This window comes from Cupriavidus neocaledonicus, assembly GCF_000372525.1.
Taxonomy (GTDB): Bacteria; Pseudomonadota; Gammaproteobacteria; order Burkholderiales; family Burkholderiaceae; genus Cupriavidus; species Cupriavidus neocaledonicus.
Genome location: NZ_AQUR01000093.1, coordinates 17,710 through 36,027, shown reverse-complemented (window position 1 = coordinate 36,027; position 18,318 = coordinate 17,710). Strand labels below are relative to the sequence as shown.

Here is an 18,318-nt window from a genome sequence, read left to right as displayed (position 1 = left end):
TATCGACTCCCTTAACCGGAAAGACCCCGATGGCACCCGTGCAAGACCCCTCCGCCCTGCTGGCCGAACTGGCCGGCGTCCTCGATCCCGCCGGCCTGCAAATTGGCGATGCCATCGAAACCCGCTTCCGCAAGGACTGGTATGCACCGCTGGACCCGCAGCCGCCGGTCGCGGTGGCACGGCCGCGCAGCACGGCCGAGGTGTCGGCGGTGCTGGCCATCTGCAACCGCCACCGGCAGCCGGTGGTACCGCAAGGCGGCCTGACCGGCCTGGCGGGCGCCGCCACGCCCGCCGGCGGCGAACTCGTCTTGTCGCTCGAGCGCATGCGCGGCGTGGAAGAGATCGATGCGCGGGCCGGCACCATGACCGTGCTGGCCGGCACCACGCTGCAGGCGACGCAAGATGCCGCGCGTGCGGCGGACTGGCTCTTTCCCGTGGACCTGGGCGCGCGCGGGAGTTGCCAGATCGGCGGCAATATCGCCACCAACGCCGGCGGCAACCGCGTGATCCGCTACGGCATGATGCGCGAGCAGGTGCTCGGGCTGGAGGCGGTGCTGGCCGACGGCACCGTGGTCAGCTCGCTCAACAAGATGCAGAAGAACAACGCCGGCTACGACCTGCGCCAGCTCTTTATCGGCAGCGAAGGCACGCTCGGCGTGATTACACGCGCGGTGCTGCGTCTCGCGCCGCTGCCCAGCAGCACGCAGACCGCACTGTGCGCGCTGCGCAGCTATGAAGACGTAGTGGCGCTACTGCGCCATGCGCAGCGCCGGCTGTCGGGCCGTGTGTCGGCCTTCGAGGCGATGTGGGCCGACTTCTATGAACTGGTGACGACGCGCGTGCCCGGCGTGCGCAACCCGCTGCCCGCCGGCTCACCGTTCTATGTGCTGGTCGACCTGCAGGGCAACGACGCCGTACAGGACGGTGCGGCCTTTGAATCGATGCTGGAAACGGCGATGGAAGCCGGCCTGATCACCGACGCTGCCGTTGCCACCAGCGAGAAGGAAGCCGAGAGCTTCTGGAAGCTGCGCGACGCGGTCGCCGAATTCCCGGTGATGTGGGCCCCCAATGCCGCCTACGACGTGAGCGTGCCGATCGGCCAGATCGGCCGCTTCGCCGAGAGCCTGCGCACGGCGGTGCTGGCGCGCTGGCCGCATGCCGAACTGGTCAACTTCGGCCATGTGGGCGACAGCAACCTGCATGTCAGCGTTTATCTTCCCGGCGCGACGGCGGAGGACTTTCCCGAGCACGAGATCAGCGAGGTGCTCTACCCCAAGGTGCAAGAGTTCGACGGCAGCATTTCCGCCGAGCATGGCATCGGCACGCACAAGAAGCCGTTCCTTGGGCATTCGCGCACGCCCGAGGCGCTGGAGTTGATGCGCTCACTCAAACGGTCGCTGGATCCCAACCTTATCTTGTCCCCGGGCCGGGTAATCGACGTGGCACGAGAACTGCCCAGGTGAAGCGAGGGCGCATAGATGGGTCGGTCTCTCTGCCTGAAGCGCTGCGCCGCTGCGCCCGGACCCGCCACGCCACCCTGCGAGCCGTGCCGCAAGACGGCCGAATCATGACCCTGGTCCGACGCGCACGCAGTACCGGTCGGCGCCAACCGGCGTTTGCACTCACAAGGCCAGCCGCTCCGCCGCCGCCATCCCCGCCAGCACCTTGTCCAGCGTCACCGGAAACTCCCGCACCCGCGCCCCGGTGGCGTTGTAGACCGCATTGGCCACCGCCGCCCCCGCGCCGCACACGCCCAGCTCGCCCAGCCCCTTGATGCCCAGCGGGTTGGCGTTCGGGTCGGGCTGGTCCAGGAACACCACCTCCATCTGCGCCACGTCGCCGTTGACCGGCACCAGGTACTCGGCCAGGTCGTGGTTGATAAAGTTGCCGTAGCGCGTATCCAGCAGGGTCTGTTCCATCAGCGCGGCGCCGATGCCCCAGGTCATGCCGCCCAGGATCTGCGAGCGCGCGGTCTTGGGGTTGAGGATGCGGCCGGCGCCGATCACTGCCAGCATGCGCCGCATGCGGATCTCGCCGGTATCGGCGTCGACCGCGACTTCGGCGAAATGCGCGCCATAAGCGTGGTGCGAATGCGCCTTGTAGGCTTCGCCCATGCCGGCCACCCGGCCTTCCGCCTGCAGGCCGCCGGGCGCGACGCGTGCCATCAGGTCGTCCAGCCGTTGCGTCTGCCCGCCGAGGGTAACGGCGCCATCGGCGAAGCGCACCGCCGCGGGCGCGGCCTGTTCCGGCCCCTTGGCGGCGGCCACGATGCGGGCCTTCAATTGGGTGCAGGCGTCGGCCACCGCGGAACCGGCGCTGGCCGCGCCCCAGGATCCGCCGGAGCCCGCCGTGCGCGGGAAGCGGCTGTCGCCCAGTTCGACCCGCACCCAGTTCAGCGGCACGCCCAGGCTCTCGGCGGCGATTTGGGTCAGGATGGTATAGGTGCCGGTGCCGATGTCGGTCATGTCGAGCCGCACCGTGACGCGCCCGCGGCTGTCCATGGCCACCTGTGCCGCCGCGGCGCCGAGGTAGTTCGGCCGTATCGCCGCGGCCATGCCCATGCCGACCAGCCAGCGCCCTTCGCGCACGCTTCGGGGCGCGGCGCGGCGGTGCTGCCAGCCGAAGCGCGCCGCGCCGGTGCGCATGCAGTCCACCAGGTTGCGGGTCGAGTACGGCAGGCCGGTCAGCTCGTCCATGGCGCACTCGAAGGCCAGCATGCCCGGCGCCTCGCCGGGCGAACGCATCCATTCGCCGCGGTTCAGGTCGACCGGCACCAGCCGGTGCCGCGTCGCGCGGTGCGGCGCGGCATACAGCGCGCGCGCGAACACCGCGGTCTGCTCGCAATACTCCTCGAACCGGCAGGTGGCCGACCAGACCTCGTAGCCCATTGCCGACAGCCGCCCGTCCCGGTCCGCGCCCAGGCGCACGCGATGCGACATGGCCGCGCGATGGCCGGCGTTCGCATACATCTGCTGGCGCGTCAGCGCGATCTTGACCGGCCGCCGCAGTTCGCGCGCCGCCAGCGCGGCCAGCACCGTATCGGCATGGACGATCAGCTTGGCGCCGAAGCCGCCGCCGGTAAAGGGGCTGACGATGCGCACCCGTTCCGGCGGGATGCGCAGCGTGGCGGCCAGGCCCGCCTGGAAGTTGCCCAGCGTCTGCGACCCGGTGTAGACGGTCAGGCCCGCATCCGACCATACCGCCATGGTGGCGTGCGGCTCCATCGGGTTGTGGCTCTGGTACGGCGTGGCATAGGTCACGTCGAGCGCCACCGGTGCCTCGGAGAACGCGTTGGCAAAATTGCCGGTCGCGCTGTCGGGCGCGAATCCGGCGTTGGTGCGCGGCGGCTGGTAGGCCTCGGCCAGCCGCGGCGCCAGCTCGAATTCCCCGGGCTCGGCCTGGTAGCGCACCTGCACCAGCGCGGCGGCGGCGCGCGCCGCCTCGAAGCTCTCGGCCACCACCAGCGCCACCGGCTCGTCGTAATAGCGCACGCGGTCCGATGCCAGGTACGGCCGCGCGCGCGTGAACACGTCGCGCGGCGTGGGCGGCACCGAGGGCCCGAAGGCCGGCTGCGCCGGCGCGTTCCGATGCGTCATCACATGGATCACCCCCGGCGCCTGCCGCGCCTGCCGGGTATCGATGGCAACGATGCGGCCGCGGGCGATGGTGGCGCCCACGATATAGCCGTAAGCCGGCGGCACCGGTCCTGCCGACGGCTGTTCATAGGCATAGGTGGCGCGGCCCGTCACCTTCAGCCTGCCGTCGACCCGGTCGATGGGCAGGCCCACCGGAGCGCCCTGCCCCCGGCCCGCATTACCCTGCATCTTTGTCGTCATGGTTCGTGTCCGTCGCCATGTGCCCGTGGCGGCAAGCCGATCGGCGGCCGCGCACCGGAGCACCAGTTCGTGTCAGGTCCGCTGCGGAACGGGCTGCGCCGCGGCGGCCAATGCCTGCCGCACCGTGCGTAGCGCCAGCGGAATCTTGAAATCGTTGCCGCCATGGCCGCGCGCGCCCACGAGCGCCGCGTCGGCGGCCGCCTGCCAGCCGGTCGCATCCGCCGCCCTGCCGCGCAGTGCCTGCTCGGCGCCGTCCGCCCGCCACGGGCGCGGCGCCACGCCGCCCAGTGCGATGCGGGCCCCGCGCACCTGGCCGCCGGCCACGTCGAGCACCAGCGCCACCGCCACCAGCGCAAACGCATACGAGGCGCGGTCGCGCACCTTGCGGTAAAGCTGGCGGCCCGCCGGCGGCGGCGGCAGCGTGACCGCGGCGATCATCTCGCCGTGCGCGAGCTGGGTCTCGATGTGCGGCGTCGGGCCCGGCAGCCGGTGCAACTCGCGCACCGGGATGACGCGCGCGCCGCCCTGTGGCAACACGGTGTGCACGCGCGCGTCCAGCGCCGCCATCGCCACCGCCATGTCGGACGGATGCACGGCGATGCAGGCTTCGCTGCCGCCCAGGATGGCGTTCATGCGGTTGTGGCCCTGCATCGCCGCGCAGCCGCTGCCGGGCGTGCGCTTGTTGCAGGGCATGTGCGGATCGTAGAAATAGGCGCAGCGCGTGCGTTGCAGCAGGTTGCCCGCGGTCGACGCCTTGTTGCGGATCTGCGCGGATGCGCCCGCCAGCAGCGCCTGCGACAGCAGCGGATAGCGCGCGCGCACGCGCGGGTCCGCCGCCAGGTCGCTGTTGCGCACCTGCGCGCCAATGCGCAGCCCGCCGTCCGCGGTATCCTCGATCGCGGCGAGCGGCAGCCGGCTCACGTCCACCAGGTGGCGGGGCTGCTCGATGCCCAGCTTCATCAGGTCGAGCAGGTTGGTGCCGCCGCCGATAAAGCGGGCGCCGTCCCGGCTGGCGACGGCCTGGACCGCCTCGGCGGCGTTGCCGGCGCGCTCATAGCTGAAGCTCATCATGCCTGGCCCCCGTCGGCTGCATCGCGGATCGCGGCAACGATGTTCGGATAGGCCGCGCAGCGGCACAGGTTGCCGCTCATGCGCTCGCGGATCTCGGCCTCGTCGAGCGCGAACGCCCGCGCGGCGACATCGCGGCTGGCATGGCTGGGCCAGCCGGCACGCACCTCGGCCAGCATGCCGACGGCCGAGCAGATCTGGCCGGGCGTGCAGTAGCCGCACTGGAACGCGTCACGCGCGATAAATGCGGATTGCAGGGGATGCAGCGTATCGCCGTCCGCCAGCCCTTCGATGGTGGTGATGGCGTCGCCGTCGTGCATCACCGCCAGCGTCAGGCAGGCATTGATGCGGCGGCCGTTCACCAGCACCGTGCAGGCGCCGCACTGGCCATGGTCGCAGCCCTTCTTGGTGCCGGTCAGGCCGAGCTGGTTGCGCAGTGCGTCCAGCAGCGTCGTGCGCACATCCAGTTGCACGGCATGTTCCGCGCCGTTGATGCGCAAGGTCAGCGGCCGGAGCGGCACGGCGGCGGGCGTGGCATTCGAGGCCGACGATGGGCCCGCTGCGCCCTGCGCCGGCGCGGGGCCGACGGCGAACAGCATGCCGCTCGCCGCGCTGGCGCGCAGCACGGCGCGGCGACCGGGGTTTTGCGGATGGTCCGCCTGATCCATGATCTGCTCCTGTGAGGGAGGCAGGGCCTGGCCCTGCCGCACGGCGCGACCGGATTCCCCAGCGGAAGCCGCCACAGCCGGCACCGGCAGTATGTCGGCGCCAGCAGGGCGTTTCTTTCACATATCAGGCGGAACTATCAGGATCCCGGCGCAAGTGCTGCCGATAGCTGCGCGGCGTCGTGCCGGTCAGGCGCTGGAACGTGGAAGTGAAATGGCTCTGGCTCGAAAAGCCCAGTTCCAGCGCCACGGCGCTGATCGGCAGCGCGCTGCCGATCAGCAGGGATTGCGCGCGCCGCACGCGCCGGTCGATGACGTAGGCATACGGGGCCATGCCGGTCTCCGCCTTGAAGCGCCGTGCGAAGGTGTCCACCGGCATGCCCGCGACGCCGGCCAGGTCGTTCAGCGACAGCGACGCATCCAGCCGCGCATCGATATAGTCGGTCAGGCGCGCCAGCAGCCGCTGGCCCAGCCCCTGCACGCGCCTCGACGGCGCAGCCGGCGCGGCGCCCGCGAGGCGCAGCGCCACCAGCGACACCAGATGCTCCAGGTAGACCGGTTCGGGCACGCGTCCGGCAGCCATGTCGGCGCTGAGCGAGGTCAGCAGTGCCTGCACCACCGCGTCGGCGGTGCCGTTGATGCGCATCGGCAATTGCGCCAGCCGGTCGCAACCCGGCAGCGCCAGCGCCGGATCGAGCCACAGCGCCGTGTAGACCAGGTCCGCGTCGCGGAAATGCCCGCTGCGTTCCGCGTGGGCAGGCACGAAACTGAGCGTGCCGGGCCGGTCGCGCCCGTCGTGCATCAGGCGCCCTTCGCTGTAGACGCAAGTGCGGCCGGTCGAGCCGCGCTCGGTCAGCACGATCAGGTGGCGCGGCGCCTTCCAGCGGAACTCCGCCTCGCCGCAGGCCCAGTGGCGATGGTCGAACACCAGGCCGCCGCCAAGCATGGAGGTCGTGTACGCGGCAGCGCTCCTGGCCTGGCGTGCCTTGAGGCGGCCTTGGCCGATGGCTGGGGTCAGGGTCATCGTCGTTCCTTTCGCAGGGGCTGGGGGCGATACGTGGCAATGGCGCACTCAGGTGGCGCACTCAGGTGGCGCACTCAGGTCAGCGCAGCCAGCAGCATGCACTGCGCCGACTCGCCGTCCGGCACGGGCTGGCGCACATAGTTGCCTTCCGGCGTCATCATCCACGCTTCGCGCCGGTCGGACAGATACGGCTCCAGGCCTTCGGAGAGGACCCGCGCCTTCAAGCGGGGATCGAGCACTGGAAAAGATATTTCGATGCGACGCGACAGGCTGCGCTCCATCCATTCCCCGCTCGACAGCATGACCTTGTCGGCGCCGCCGTCGTGGAAGCAGAAAATGCGCGAGTGCTCGAGAAACCGGCCCATCACCGATTTCACCGTGATGTGCTCGGACAGACCGGCGACACCCGGACGCAGCGCGCACGCGCCCCGCACGATCAGGTCGATGCGCACGCCCTGGCCTGACGCGTCGTACAGCGCCTGGATCAGATCGGGCTCGAGCAGCGCATTCATCTTGGCGATGATCCGCCCCTTGCGCCCCGCCCTGGCATGCTCGGCTTCGCCCCGGATCGCTGCCAGCAGTTGCTGCTTCAGCGTAAACGGCGATTGCCAGACATGGGTCATGCTTTGCGTCTGGCCGCGGCCGGTCAGCTGGCTGAAGACCTGTGCCACATCCTGGGTCAGCGCTTCATCGCAGGTCAGCAAGCCGAAATCCGTATAGCTGCGCGAGGTCTCGTGATGATAGTTGCCGGTGCCGAGATGCACATAGCGCCTGAGCCGTCCGTCCTCGCGCCGCACCACCATCAGGATCTTGGCGTGCGCCTTGAAGCCGACCACGCCATAGACCACATGCGCGCCTACTTCCTCGAGTTGCCCCGCCCAGCCGATGTTGGCCTCTTCGTCGAAGCGCGCCATCAGCTCCACCACGGCCGTGACCTCCTTGCCGTTGCGCGCCGCCTCGATCAGCGACGACAGCAGCGCCGAGTCGTGCCCGGCCCGATACACCGTCTGGCTGATCGCCACCACGTCCGGATCCTGCGCCGCCTGCCTGACGAAATCGACCACCGGCCCAAACGCCTGGAACGGATGGTGCAGCAGGATGTCGCCGTCGCGCATGGCGCGGAAGACATCGGGCTGGTCCCGCAGCGCCTTCGGCAAGCCCGGCCGGAACGGCGGGTATTTCAGGTCCGGCCGGTCGACCTGGTCCGGCACCTGCATCAGGCGAACCAGGTTGACCGGGCCGTTGACCGCGAACACCTCGCCGGGCGCGAGGCCAAACTGCTCCTGCAGGAACGCGGTCATGGCGCGCGGGCAGTTGTCGGCCAACTCCAGCCGCACCGCATCGCCAAGGTGCCGGTGCGGCAGTTCGCCCTGCAGTGCCTCGCGCAGGTTCTTGACCTCTTCCTCGTCGACAAACAGCTCGCTGTTGCGGGTGACCCGGAACTGGTAGCAGCCGCGCACCGTCATGCCGCTGAACAACTCGCCGACGTGGGCATGCAGGATCGAAGACAGGAACACGAAGCCGTGTTCGCATCCCGCAACCTGCGCTGGCAGCGCGATCACGCGCGGCAGCGCCCTGGGCGCCTGCACGATGGCATTGCCGGAGCTGCGGCCGAACGCATCCTTGCCCTCGAGATCAACGGCGAAATTCAGGCTCTTGTTCAGCACCCGCGGAAACGGATGTGCCGGGTCCAGCCGGATCGGCGTCAGGACCGGCATCAGCTCGGCAAAGAAGAATTCGCGAATCCAGTCTTGCTGCGCGGTGTTCCACGATGGCCGCCGCAGGAAGCAAATCTGCTCCTGGGCCATGGCGGGAATCAGCACGTCATTGAACAGCCGGTACTGTTGACCGACCAGCTCGCGCACCCGCTGGTTGACCGCGGCATAAACGGCCTGCGGCGTCAGCCCGTCCGGTCCGACCACCGGCGACGACAGCACGCACTGTTCCTTCAATCCCGCCACGCGGATTTCGTAGAACTCGTCGAGGTTGCTGCTGAAGGTGCACAGGGCCCGCAGGCGCTCGAGCAGCGGCATGGCCGGATCGGCCGCCTGCTGCAGCACGCGGTGAAAGAACTCAAGCTGGCTGAGTTCGCGGTTGATGAAGCGCGCATTGCCGTTGGGCAACGTAGCCGCATCCGCCGGATCGCGCCCGCGTGGACCCTGCGACTCGTCCTGCCTGACGCCAGATTCGTGTCTCATGATGCCGTGCCAAGAGAAACTGTCTTCAGATTCTAGCTGGCGTATCGCGCATGTCGCCGGGATTCCGCTTCCGGCGTTCGCGAAAGAAGTCCTGCCGCGGCACACCGATCTCGCCAATGTGACGGGCACACCAGCTAAGCCGGGGGCGGTACGCCGCCGCGCGCCATGCGGCGGATCGCCTGCGGCGGTTGCCCGAAGGCGCGCAGAAAGGCCCGCCGCATGCGCTCGGGATCGCCAAAGCCGGTATCCCGGGCCACCACATCGATGGGATGGCGGCCGCTTTCCATCATCAGCCGCGCCGCCTCCACGCGCAGGCGCTCCACGGCTTTGGCCGGGCTCTGGCCGGTTTCGTCGCGGAAGGCGCGCGAGAACTGGCGGGCGCTGAGGTGCGCCGCATTCGCCAGCTGCTCCACCGAAAGGTCCTGTTGCAGGTTCTGCCGCGCGAAATCCAGTGCGCCACGAATGCGATCGGAGCGCGGCTCCAGGTTCAGCAGGGCCGAAAACTGCGACTGGCCGCCGGCGCGGCGATGGTACACGACCAGGCTCTTGGCCACGCCTCGCGCCACCGCGGCGCCCGCGTCTTTCTCCACCAGTGCCAGCGCCAGGTCGATGCAGGCCGACATCCCGGCCGAGGTCCACACCGGACCGTCGATGATGAAGATGCGGTCCTCCTCCACGCTGACGTCCGGGAAGCGGCGCCGCAGTTCCTCGGCGTAATACCAGTGCGTGGTGGCACGGCGGCCGGCCAGCAGGCCCGCCTCCGCCAGCGTGAAGGCGCCGGTGCAAGTCGCGCCGATGCGCCGCGAAGTGCGCGCCGCGCGCTGCAGGAACTTCACCAGCGCGGGCGGCGCAGGCAGGACGTCATTGTCTCCCACCACCAGCACGGTATCGAAGCGGCGCCGGCCCAAGGGCTCGGTGGTGACGGCAAAGCCCCCGGAACTCGCCACGGGGCCGCCATGTTCGGACAGCAAGTGAACCTGGTACAGCGGCTCGCCAAGCGCCCGGTTGGCGAACTCGAGCACCGTCGACACCGCAAGGTTCAGCGCCTGGAAGCCGGGATACAAGGCAATGGCCACATGGTGCATGGTGAACTCCTGATGGCATTGGAGGGCACATTCCCTGCCATGGCATAAAAAGTGGGATCTACGACATTGTTGCCATCGCCATTGTGCACCTAATCTTCCATGCACGCAGCGGCGATATGCACCGCCGGCTGCCACGGACCTTTCCTCCGCCTTCCCCACTGCTATGGAGCTTCAACGTGACAACTCATTCCCACGCCGGCACTGCCCTGATCACCGGGGCTTCTTCGGGCATCGGCGCCATCTACGCGGACCGGCTCGCGCGCCGCGGCCATGACCTGATCCTGGTGGCACGCAACCGCAACCGCCTCGAGGCACTGGCGCGGCGCATCACCGACCAGACCGGCCGCTCCGTCGAAATCGTCACGGCCGACCTGGGCCAGGCGGCCGACTTGCGCCATGTCGAGAACATCCTGAGGACGGACGCCAGCATCACCACGCTGGTCAACAACGCGGGCTTCGGTGGCGCGTCGCCGTTGCTGGCGTCGGATGCGGACACCATGCAGGCGATGATCGAACTCAACGTCACGGCGCTGACCCGCCTCACCTACGCCGCGGCGCCGGCCTTCGTGGCGCGGGGCCAGGGCACGATCATCAATATTGCCTCGATCGTGGCGATCGCGCCCGAGGTGCTGAACGGCGTCTACGGCGGCTCCAAGGCCTTCGTGCTGGCCTTTACCCAGTCGCTGCAGCATGAGCTTGCCGGCCACGGCGTGCGCGTCCAGGCGGTGCTGCCGGGGGCGACCCGCACGGCGTTCTGGGACGTTGCCGGGCACCCTGTCGAGAACCTGCCGGAAGCGCTGGTGATGGACGGCGACGACCTGGTCGATGCGGCACTGGCAGGACTGGACCAGGGCGAGGTGATCACGCTGCCGTCGTTGCCGGACGCCGCGGACTGGCACGCCTTCGAGGCGGCACGCGCCGCGCTGGGGCCGAACCTTTCGCGTGCGCAGCCGGCCGCGCGGTACGGCCTTGCGAGGTAATCGTCCGCGTCCGGAGCGCCCGCCCGGCTGCGCCATATGCGCCGCGCGCGCGGGGCTCCGGAAAACCTGCCGCCCAGAACTCTTATGACAGGACATTTGCCATGAACGTAGAACTGAAACGGAAAATCGCCTTCGCGCTGTCGATGGGCGTGGTGACCACGGGGATCATCTCGTTCGCCCTGCTCGCCCTCAATATCGGGTTCACCGACGCCTTTGTGCTGACCTGGCTGCGCTCGTGGGGCGTCGGCTATGTGATCGTCATTCCGGCCATCCTCGTGGTCGGGCCGCGTCTGCAGGCGCAGGTCGAGCGCTGGGTCCGTTGATTTCCGGCACCGCGCCGGCACCGCGCCGGCACCGGATTGCGCGATTGTCACAAAAGCGAGATAGACAGCGGGTCTCCGGCTTGCTGAACTCCACGGGCGATTCGCCCACCCCTGGAAAAGGAGTTCGCCGTGGACCTGAAGACCCTCAGCATCGCCACCTTCAACCTGTACAACCTAAACCTGCCGGGCCTGCCGCTCTATACCGACAGCAACGGCTGGAGCGAACAGGAATACGAACGCAAGATCGCCTGGACCGCAAACCAGCTCAAGCTGATCGATGCCGACGTGGTCGGCTTCCAGGAGCTATGGCATGGCGAGGCGCTGTCCGCCGCGGTCGAGGCCGCAGGGCTTGCCGCCGACTACGACGTGGTGGTGCCCGACAATGCCAATGGCAAGGGCATCGTCTGTGCCGCCATTGTGCGCCGCGGGCTGCTGGCGGGCGAGTCCGAATGGATCGCCGATTTCCCCGAGGACTTTGTGCTCAAGGCAAAGGGAGACGACCCGCAAACCCCGCAGATCGGCGTCAATATTCGCGGCTTTTCCCGGCCGGTGCTGCATTTCGCCATCCGGCCGCGCGAGGACGAGCCCGCCATGCAGATGTATGTGTGCCATCTCAAGTCGAAGCAGCCGACCCGCATCGATGGCGAAGCCTGGTATGAAAAGGAAATCTATTCCCGGCATGCAAAGGCCATCGGCGCCGCGCTGTCGACCATCCGCCGCACCGCCGAAGCTGCGGCGCTGCGCTTTATCCTGACCAACCGCATGAAGGGCAACAATACCGCGGTGGTGGTCATGGGCGATATCAACGACGGGCAGCTGAGCAACACCGCCAATATCCTGACCGAACAGCCGGCCTACCTGGTCGGCGACTCGGTCGGCGGCGGCGACATCGCCCTGTACACGGCGCAGACGCTGCAGGAATACCGCGACACGCGCGATGTCTACTACACCCATGTGTTCCAGGACTTTCGCGAATCGCTCGACCATATCCTGGTCAGCGAGCAACTCTACGACAACAGCCGTCGCCGCCGCTGGCTGTTCGACGGCCTCATCGTCAACAACGACCACCTGAACTTCAGCGACCACAAGGGGCTAGGCACCAACGACCACGGCATCATCCGCGCGGTGTTCAAGCATCGCCCCATCAGGGACGAGCTGGAATGACGCGGGCACGCCTGCGGCGATCCCCGGGCCGCTAGACGGCGCGGCGGTAGGCCCATCATCGGCACGTCGTTCGCGCAGGAACAGCTGCCGGACGTGATCGAGAAGCTGATCGGCACCTACCTCGCGCACCGCGACAGCGATGCCGAGCGCTTCTTCGACGTGGTGGCGCGGATCGGCCTGGCACCATTCGAGGCGGCCGTGTACCGCCGGAGCCGATCTTGCGCGAGATGTGGGAGAAATACCGAGGCTGAAAGCGACCCGCGCAACCGCCCACTCTGGTTATACTGGCCCCTGGTTTTCGTCCTGCTCGGTTTTCCCTCGCAATTCCACCAAAGTTCTCCGGAGCCACGCCATGCGAACCGGGCATTGCGCCAGCCGACCCCGGCATGCCTTGCCAGAAAAGAGCTTGCGCAAGCGCTACCGCGCACTCCCGGCGCTTGCCGCGGCCCTCGCAACGACCTGCTGGGCGCAGGATTTCGATGCCATCGAACGGCCGTTGTGGGAAGCCGGGCTTGGGCTCGGCGGCATCACCCTGCCGCACTACCGCGGCTCGGACTCGCGCGCCAACCTGCTGTTTCCGGTCCCCTACTTTGTCTACCGCGGCGAGCACCTGCGCGCGGACCGCAACGGGGTGCGCGGCAAGCTGTTCGACAGCGACCGCCTCGAGGCCAATATCAGCCTCGGCATCTCGCTCCCCGTCAACAGCAGCCAGGATGAAACCCGCCGCGGCATGCCGGATCTCAAGACCGCCGTGGAAATCGGGCCTTCGCTGGCGATCACGCTCTGGCATTCCGCCGAGGACCGCACCAGGCTGGACCTGCGGCTGCCCGTACGGCTGGCCGTGACCGTCGAGTCGTCGCCCAGGGCGATCGGCTGGATCTTTTCGCCGAACCTGAATCTCGACGTTGCCAACGTCGGCGGCCTGCCCGGCTGGAACCTGGGCCTGATGGCGGGGCCGCTGCTCTCGACCGCGCGCTACAACCAGTATTTCTATTCCGTCGAAGCGCAATTCGCGACCGCGGCGCGCCCGGCCTACGCCGCGCGCGGCGGCTATTCCGGCAGCATGGCGCTGGCTTCGCTGTCCAAGCGCTTTCGCCATGTCTGGTTCGGTGCCTTCGTCCGCTACGACCGGCTCGACGGCGCCACCTTCGAGAACAGCCCGCTGGTGCGCCAGAAAGACGCCCTGGCCGCCGGACTGGCACTGAGCTGGATCTTCGGTCAGTCGTCGACCTACGTGCCAAGCCGGGAATAAGGCCGCGGCCGGCTCATTGCATATCGGCGCGAGACCTGCGCCGGGGCAGGCGCATGCGATATATTTCCGCATGCCGCCCTGGCCACATTCCCGAACCCATTACCGAGAAAAAGAAGATGCCAATGACAAGGACGATCGTCAGCGCCATTGCCCTGCTGTGCGCCGCCCCCGCATTCTCGCAACCGGCCACGCCGGCCGCCGGGCTGTCGCCCACAATGACCCGTGTCGCGCAATCGGGCGTGCTGCGCGTGTGCACGCCGGGCGACTACAAGCCCTTCAGCTTCATGAAGTCGGAAGGCCAGTACGAAGGGCTCGACGTGGACCTGATGACGTCGCTGGCCAGCTCGCTCGGCGCCAGACCGCAATTCGTCAAGACCAGCTGGGCCTCGCTGATGCCGGACTTCGTCGGCGGCAAGTGCGATATCGGCGCCGGTGGCATCTCGGTGTCGCTGGAACGCCAGAAGCAGGCCTATTTCAGCGCGCCCTACATGGTCAATGGCAAGACGCCGCTCACGCGCTGCGAAAATGTGCAGCGCTTCCAGACCGTGGAGGCCATCAACCGCCCCGGCGTGCGCGTTATCGCCAATCCCGGCGGCAGCAACGAGCGCTTCGCCCGCACCCACCTGTCCCAGGCCAGGCTGACCATGCACAAGGACAACCTGACGATTTTCGACGAGGTGATCCGGGGCAACGCTGACGTCTTCGTTACCGAGGCCGCCGAAGCCATCGTCCAGAGCAAGGCCCATCCCGAGCTGTGCGCGGTCAATCCCGACAAGCCGCTGCAGTACGCCGAAATGGGCTATCTGCTGCCCAATGGCGACGAGGTGTTCAAGCGGTATGTCGACCAATGGCTGCACCTGGCCAGGGCCGGAGGGGAATTCGATGCGCGCCGTGCGGCCTGGCTGGGGAAGTAGCGTTGCGCAGGTCATAGCACCTGGAGCTCTCGACGTCTTCTTGATGACCGATGCCGTCCCGAATGGCGCGCGCAATGACGGTCCGGAACGTGCCGCATCGATCCGCCAGGCCGGCATCAGGCTGGTCGCGAATGTCGCCGGGGTTCACGTGGCGAAGCGCTGAAACCTGGGCGACCAAACACTGTCGAAAGCCCGATGCGCCAAATTCAGCGTTGACAATATCTGCCCAGGCAGCTATATTCGCCTGAACCAGGGAGTTGCCATGCAAGCAAAGAAGCGTTCGGTCATCGCGGAGTTGAGTTCCGGGGAACTGGGCTACCTCGTCACCGAAGTCCGCAATCATTTGCTCGCGGGCATCGAGCGCGAACTGTCGCCGCTGCAAATTACCGCAGCGCAGTTCGTGGTGCTGAACAGCATCGTGTCTGGCAAGGGCCGTACGCTGAGCGAATTCTGCAAATTGCTCGGCTACGATTCAGGCGCAATGACACGCCTGCTGGATCGTATCGAAGCCAAGGGCATCATCCGCCGGGTGGAAAATCCGGCGGACCGGCGCAGCTATCTTGTCGAGCTCACCGAGCAAGGCAAGGCGGTCTTCCCGCAGGCAAGGCAGGGCACGCAATCCGCGTTTCGCCGCATGCTGGCCGGCTTCAGTGAAGACGATGCCGAGGCACTGCGTGGCCTGCTCCATCGCATCCTCGCCAACACGGCCGAAGCGTGAGCGGGATTTTTTTGCCCATTTATCTGCCTAGGCAAATTTAGCCTAAGCAGTTTTATCGAAGACGCAACGATGGTTTCCGATGCGCCAGTCCATGAATGTGGCGAGATCCCAGCGCGGCTAATACCAGCGTATGAGCGCACGCAGCCTACGTAGGGGCAGCGCAACCCGTCCGTAGCATGGGCATGACGCCGCTCGCCCCCTACCCTTGTCTCATGGCTCGGTGCCCGGTGGCCACAGCGGTCTGTCGCCGGAGTGCATGCGGTACGCAATCGCGGCCTGCGAGCTGCTCATCCAGTTCTTCCCTGTCGAGTCCATCGTGAACACTCCCCACGCAAGCCGCCTGGCGGCTCTCTTTCGCAGGCCTGTTGCCCGGCATCGATCTGCGCCGATGCGGGCGCTTGCCGGCGGGCTCTTGCGGTACCTTGGCGTACTTGGCGCTACGCTTCTGCTGGCAAGTTGCGCCAGCATGAAGGGGCTGCACACGCAAGCCAGCCTTGACGATGCCAACCGCCTTGCCGCGACTGCGTCGCTCGGCGCCACGCCCGTGTCGCCGGCGGCATGGCCCGAGCTGGCGTGGTGGAAGCGCTTCGGCGACCCGCAACTCGATACCCTGGTGGCGGCAGCGCTGGCCGGGCAGCCGTCGTTGCGTGTTGCCGCGGCGCGCGTGCGCCAGGCTGAGGCGCTGGCAGGCAGCGCGGAAGCCGCGCTGTACCCGCAGGCCAACCTGGGCGCCAGGGCAACGCGCCAGCGCTTCAGCGAGAACGGCGCGGTGCCGCCGCCGCTGGCAGGCAGCTGGCGCTGGAACAGCGAAGTGCAGTTCGGCCTCGGCTATGAGCTGGATTTCTGGGGCAAGAACCAGGCGACGTTCGACGCCGCGCTCGATCGCGCCCGCGCCGCCGAAGTCGACTACCACGCCGCCGAACTGGTGCTCACCACGTCCGTGGTCCGCACCTACCTCAGGCTCGACGCCGCCTACGCGCAGCGCGAACTGGCCGAGCAGACTTATCGCCAGCGCCAGAACACACTCTCGCTCACGCGCCAGCGCGTCGCCGCACAGCTCGACTCGCGGCTCGACATGAAGCAGGCGGAGTCGGCACTGCCGGCAACGCGCGAACGCCTGGCCGCCATCAACGAGGTCATTGCGCTGACGCAGAACCAGTTGGCTGCGCTGGCGGGCAACGGGCCGGACGCCGGTGCCGGGGTGCGCCGCCCGCAGCTTCGCGACAGCTTCGTCACGACCTTGCCGGCTTCCCTGCCGGCCGAGCTGATCGGACGCCGTCCCGACGTGGTGGCGCTGCGATGGCGGGTCGAAGCTGCCCGCAAAGACATCAAGGCGGCCAAGGCCCAGTTCTATCCCAACATCAGCCTGACCGCCTTTGCGGGCCTGCAGAGCCTGAGCCTGTCGGACTTCCTGCTCGCCGGCAGCCGCACCTTCGGCATCGGCCCGGCGCTCTCGTTGCCGATCTTCGACGGTGGCCGCCTGCGCGCCAACCTTGGCGCGAGGCAGGCCGAGCACGACGCCGCGGTCGAGCAGTACAACGCCGCGCTGGTCACGGCACTGCACGACGTGGTCAACCAGCTGGTGTCGCTGCGCTGGCATGCCGAGCGCGCGGGCGAACAGCACCAGGCGCTGCAACTGACCCAGGAAGCCTATGACCTCGCGGTGGCACGCTACCGCAGCGGCGTCGGCAACTACCTGCAGGTGCTGTCGGCCGAAGGCCAGGTGCTGCAGCAGAAGCAACTGCTGATCGACCTGGAAACCCAGCAGCGCTCGCTGCATCTCGAACTGATCCGCGCCCTTGGCGGCGGATACGACACTGCCGCGCGGCCCGCAGCCGGGGTCGCGCCGGCCACGCCCCCTTCTGCAAGGAACGCATCATGACCGCCGCCAGCCAACCGCATCCCGCCAACGCCCGTCCGGCCGATCCGCCCCCACCGCTCCTGCCACGCCGGCAGCGCGGCCGCCGCATCGTTGCCGCGACCCTCGTCGCCGTCGGCCTGGCCGCTGCGGCCGCCTTTTGGGTGCAATACGGACGCCACCAGGTATCGACCGAAAACGCCTATGTCGAAGGCAATGTGGTGCAGGTGACGTCGCAGGTGGGAGGCGTGGTCACGGCGATCCTCGCCGACAACACCGATCTCGTCGAATCCGGCAAGACCCTGGTCGAGCTCAATGGCGTCGATGCGCAGCTCGCGCTGTCCGCGGCGCAGGCGCAGCTGGCGCGCACCGTGCGTCAGGTGCGCGGGCAGTTCGCCGCCGCGGGCCAGGACCGTGCCAACGTGGAGCTGCGCTCGGTGGATCTGGCACGCGCGCAGGAAGACCTGGAGCGCCGCTCGGCCCTCTCCGCCAGCGGCGCGATTTCCGGTGAAGAGCTGATCCATGCCAGACAGGCCGTGCGCACCGCCAGGGCGTCGCTGGCCATGGCCTCCGAGCAGCTCAAGCGCAACCAGGCGCTGGTCGAGCGCACCTCGGTGGACTCGCACCCGGAGGTGCAGGCAGCCGCCGCGCAGGTGCGCAATGCCAGCATCGCGCTGTCGCGCACGCGCATTCCCGCGCCCACCGGCGGTGTGGTCACCAAGCGCTCGGTCCAGGTCGGGCAGCGCGTCAGCGCGGGCGTGCCGTTGATGTCGGTGGTGCCCCTGGACCATCTATGGGTCACCGCAAACCTGAAAGAGTCCCAGCTGCGCGACGTACGCCTGGGCCAGCCGGTTACGCTGACCACCGACCTGTACGGCGACCGCGTGGTGTACCACGGTCGCGTCGTCGGCCAGGACGCCGGCACCGGCAGCGCCTTTGCGCTGTTGCCGGCGCAGAACGCCACCGGCAACTGGATCAAGGTGGTGCAGCGCGTGCCCGTGCGCATCGCGCTGACCGCCGCCGAAGTGGCTGCCAACCCGTTGCAGATCGGCCTGTCGATGCAGGTCACGATCGATACGCGCGGCCGCAACGGCAAGCGGCTGGTCGCCGGCGACGCGGCGAGCGAGAACTACCGCACCACGGTGTTCGCCGACGAGCTTGCGCGTGCCGACGAACTGGTGCGCAGCATTGTCGCCGCCAACCTGTAAGCCGGCCGCATCCCGGAGACGACGC

Annotated in this window: 15 protein-coding genes; 9 read left to right on the top strand and 6 right to left on the bottom strand. The window is 68.3% G+C overall.

Going from position 1 to position 18,318, the window contains the following annotated elements:
- Positions 1 to 29 precede the first annotated feature (29 nt).
- Positions 30 to 1,463 (top strand): FAD-binding oxidoreductase, encoded by a 1,434-nt coding sequence (locus A3AG_RS0113255; protein WP_018005870.1) that lies wholly within the window; start codon positions 30 to 32, stop codon positions 1,461 to 1,463.
- 159 nt (positions 1,464 to 1,622) lie between these two features.
- On the opposite strand, the gene A3AG_RS0113250 is transcribed toward A3AG_RS0113255, so the two are convergent.
- From A3AG_RS0113250 to A3AG_RS0113225, 6 genes are all read right to left on the bottom strand, one after another.
- The gene (locus A3AG_RS0113250; protein WP_026164164.1) at positions 1,623 to 3,836 is read right to left on the bottom strand and encodes a xanthine dehydrogenase family protein molybdopterin-binding subunit; all 2,214 of its coding nucleotides are present in this window, start codon (positions 3,834 to 3,836) and stop codon (positions 1,623 to 1,625) included.
- Positions 3,837 to 3,908: 72 nt separating this feature from the next.
- Positions 3,909 to 4,907 (bottom strand): FAD binding domain-containing protein, encoded by a 999-nt coding sequence (locus tag A3AG_RS0113245; protein WP_018005868.1) that lies wholly within the window; start codon positions 4,905 to 4,907, stop codon positions 3,909 to 3,911.
- Positions 4,904 to 5,572 (bottom strand): aldehyde dehydrogenase iron-sulfur subunit, encoded by a 669-nt coding sequence (locus A3AG_RS0113240; protein WP_018005867.1) that lies wholly within the window; start codon positions 5,570 to 5,572, stop codon positions 4,904 to 4,906. Before A3AG_RS0113240 ends, A3AG_RS0113245 begins: the two co-directional genes overlap by 4 nt.
- Positions 5,573 to 5,696: 124 nt before the next feature.
- Entirely contained in the window at positions 5,697 to 6,593 is an 897-nt protein-coding gene (locus A3AG_RS0113235) for a helix-turn-helix domain-containing protein (RefSeq protein WP_018005866.1), read from the bottom strand.
- A gap of 74 nt (positions 6,594 to 6,667) precedes the next feature.
- Positions 6,668 to 8,791 carry a polyphosphate kinase 1 gene (ppk1, locus tag A3AG_RS0113230; RefSeq protein WP_026164163.1) on the bottom strand — a complete coding sequence of 708 codons (2,124 nt, stop codon included), beginning with the start codon at positions 8,789 to 8,791 and terminating at the stop codon, positions 6,668 to 6,670.
- 134 nt (positions 8,792 to 8,925) lie between these two features.
- Positions 8,926 to 9,876, bottom strand: coding sequence for a GlxA family transcriptional regulator (locus tag A3AG_RS0113225; protein ID WP_018005864.1), 951 nt, complete (start codon positions 9,874 to 9,876; stop codon positions 8,926 to 8,928).
- A 176-nt stretch (positions 9,877 to 10,052) separates the two neighbouring features.
- Between A3AG_RS0113225 and A3AG_RS0113220 the strand changes: the two genes are divergently transcribed.
- From A3AG_RS0113220 to A3AG_RS0113180, 8 genes are all read left to right on the top strand, one after another.
- Entirely contained in the window at positions 10,053 to 10,856 is an 804-nt protein-coding gene (locus tag A3AG_RS0113220; RefSeq protein WP_018005863.1) for an SDR family NAD(P)-dependent oxidoreductase, read from the top strand.
- A gap of 101 nt (positions 10,857 to 10,957) precedes the next feature.
- Positions 10,958 to 11,179, top strand: coding sequence for a DUF2798 domain-containing protein (locus A3AG_RS0113215; RefSeq protein WP_018005862.1), 222 nt, complete (start codon positions 10,958 to 10,960; stop codon positions 11,177 to 11,179).
- A 129-nt stretch (positions 11,180 to 11,308) separates the two neighbouring features.
- The gene (locus tag A3AG_RS0113210) at positions 11,309 to 12,343 is read left to right on the top strand and encodes an endonuclease/exonuclease/phosphatase family protein (RefSeq protein WP_018005861.1); all 1,035 of its coding nucleotides are present in this window, start codon (positions 11,309 to 11,311) and stop codon (positions 12,341 to 12,343) included.
- A gap of 406 nt (positions 12,344 to 12,749) precedes the next feature.
- Positions 12,750 to 13,595, top strand: a complete 846-nt coding sequence (locus A3AG_RS0113205) for a MipA/OmpV family protein (protein ID WP_018005860.1) — start codon at positions 12,750 to 12,752, stop codon at positions 13,593 to 13,595.
- A 122-nt stretch (positions 13,596 to 13,717) separates the two neighbouring features.
- Positions 13,718 to 14,509 carry a transporter substrate-binding domain-containing protein gene (locus A3AG_RS0113200; RefSeq protein WP_018005859.1) on the top strand — a complete coding sequence of 264 codons (792 nt, stop codon included), beginning with the start codon at positions 13,718 to 13,720 and terminating at the stop codon, positions 14,507 to 14,509.
- A gap of 262 nt (positions 14,510 to 14,771) precedes the next feature.
- Positions 14,772 to 15,227, top strand: coding sequence for a MarR family winged helix-turn-helix transcriptional regulator (locus A3AG_RS0113190; RefSeq protein WP_018005857.1), 456 nt, complete (start codon positions 14,772 to 14,774; stop codon positions 15,225 to 15,227).
- A gap of 388 nt (positions 15,228 to 15,615) precedes the next feature.
- Complete coding sequence (locus A3AG_RS0113185; protein WP_051073516.1) at positions 15,616 to 17,109, top strand: efflux transporter outer membrane subunit; 1,494 nt, start codon at positions 15,616 to 15,618, stop codon at positions 17,107 to 17,109.
- Positions 17,106 to 18,293 carry an HlyD/EmrA/EmrK family protein gene (locus A3AG_RS0113180; RefSeq protein ID WP_018005855.1) on the top strand — a complete coding sequence of 396 codons (1,188 nt, stop codon included), beginning with the start codon at positions 17,106 to 17,108 and terminating at the stop codon, positions 18,291 to 18,293. The genes A3AG_RS0113185 and A3AG_RS0113180 overlap by 4 nt, the downstream gene beginning before the upstream one ends.
- Positions 18,294 to 18,318 lie beyond the last annotated feature (25 nt).

What these genes read in the sequence shown, in the direction of transcription:
- A3AG_RS0113255 (WP_018005870.1), top strand. Translation starts at nt 30, where the DNA reads ATGGCACCCGTGCAAGACCCCTCCGCCCTGCTGGCCGAACTGGCCGGC.
- A3AG_RS0113250 (WP_026164164.1), bottom strand. Translation starts at nt 3,836, where the DNA reads ATGACGACAAAGATGCAGGGTAATGCGGGCCGGGGGCAGGGCGCTCCG.
- A3AG_RS0113245 (WP_018005868.1), bottom strand. Translation starts at nt 4,907, where the DNA reads ATGATGAGCTTCAGCTATGAGCGCGCCGGCAACGCCGCCGAGGCGGTC.
- A3AG_RS0113240 (WP_018005867.1), bottom strand. Translation starts at nt 5,572, where the DNA reads ATGGATCAGGCGGACCATCCGCAAAACCCCGGTCGCCGCGCCGTGCTG.
- A3AG_RS0113235 (WP_018005866.1), bottom strand. Translation starts at nt 6,593, where the DNA reads ATGACCCTGACCCCAGCCATCGGCCAAGGCCGCCTCAAGGCACGCCAG.
- ppk1 (WP_026164163.1), bottom strand. Translation starts at nt 8,791, where the DNA reads ATGAGACACGAATCTGGCGTCAGGCAGGACGAGTCGCAGGGTCCACGC.
- A3AG_RS0113225 (WP_018005864.1), bottom strand. Translation starts at nt 9,876, where the DNA reads ATGCACCATGTGGCCATTGCCTTGTATCCCGGCTTCCAGGCGCTGAAC.
- A3AG_RS0113215 (WP_018005862.1), top strand. Translation starts at nt 10,958, where the DNA reads ATGAACGTAGAACTGAAACGGAAAATCGCCTTCGCGCTGTCGATGGGC.
- A3AG_RS0113200 (WP_018005859.1), top strand. Translation starts at nt 13,718, where the DNA reads ATGACAAGGACGATCGTCAGCGCCATTGCCCTGCTGTGCGCCGCCCCC.
- A3AG_RS0113190 (WP_018005857.1), top strand. Translation starts at nt 14,772, where the DNA reads ATGCAAGCAAAGAAGCGTTCGGTCATCGCGGAGTTGAGTTCCGGGGAA.
- A3AG_RS0113185 (WP_051073516.1), top strand. Translation starts at nt 15,616, where the DNA reads ATGCGGGCGCTTGCCGGCGGGCTCTTGCGGTACCTTGGCGTACTTGGC.
- A3AG_RS0113180 (WP_018005855.1), top strand. Translation starts at nt 17,106, where the DNA reads ATGACCGCCGCCAGCCAACCGCATCCCGCCAACGCCCGTCCGGCCGAT.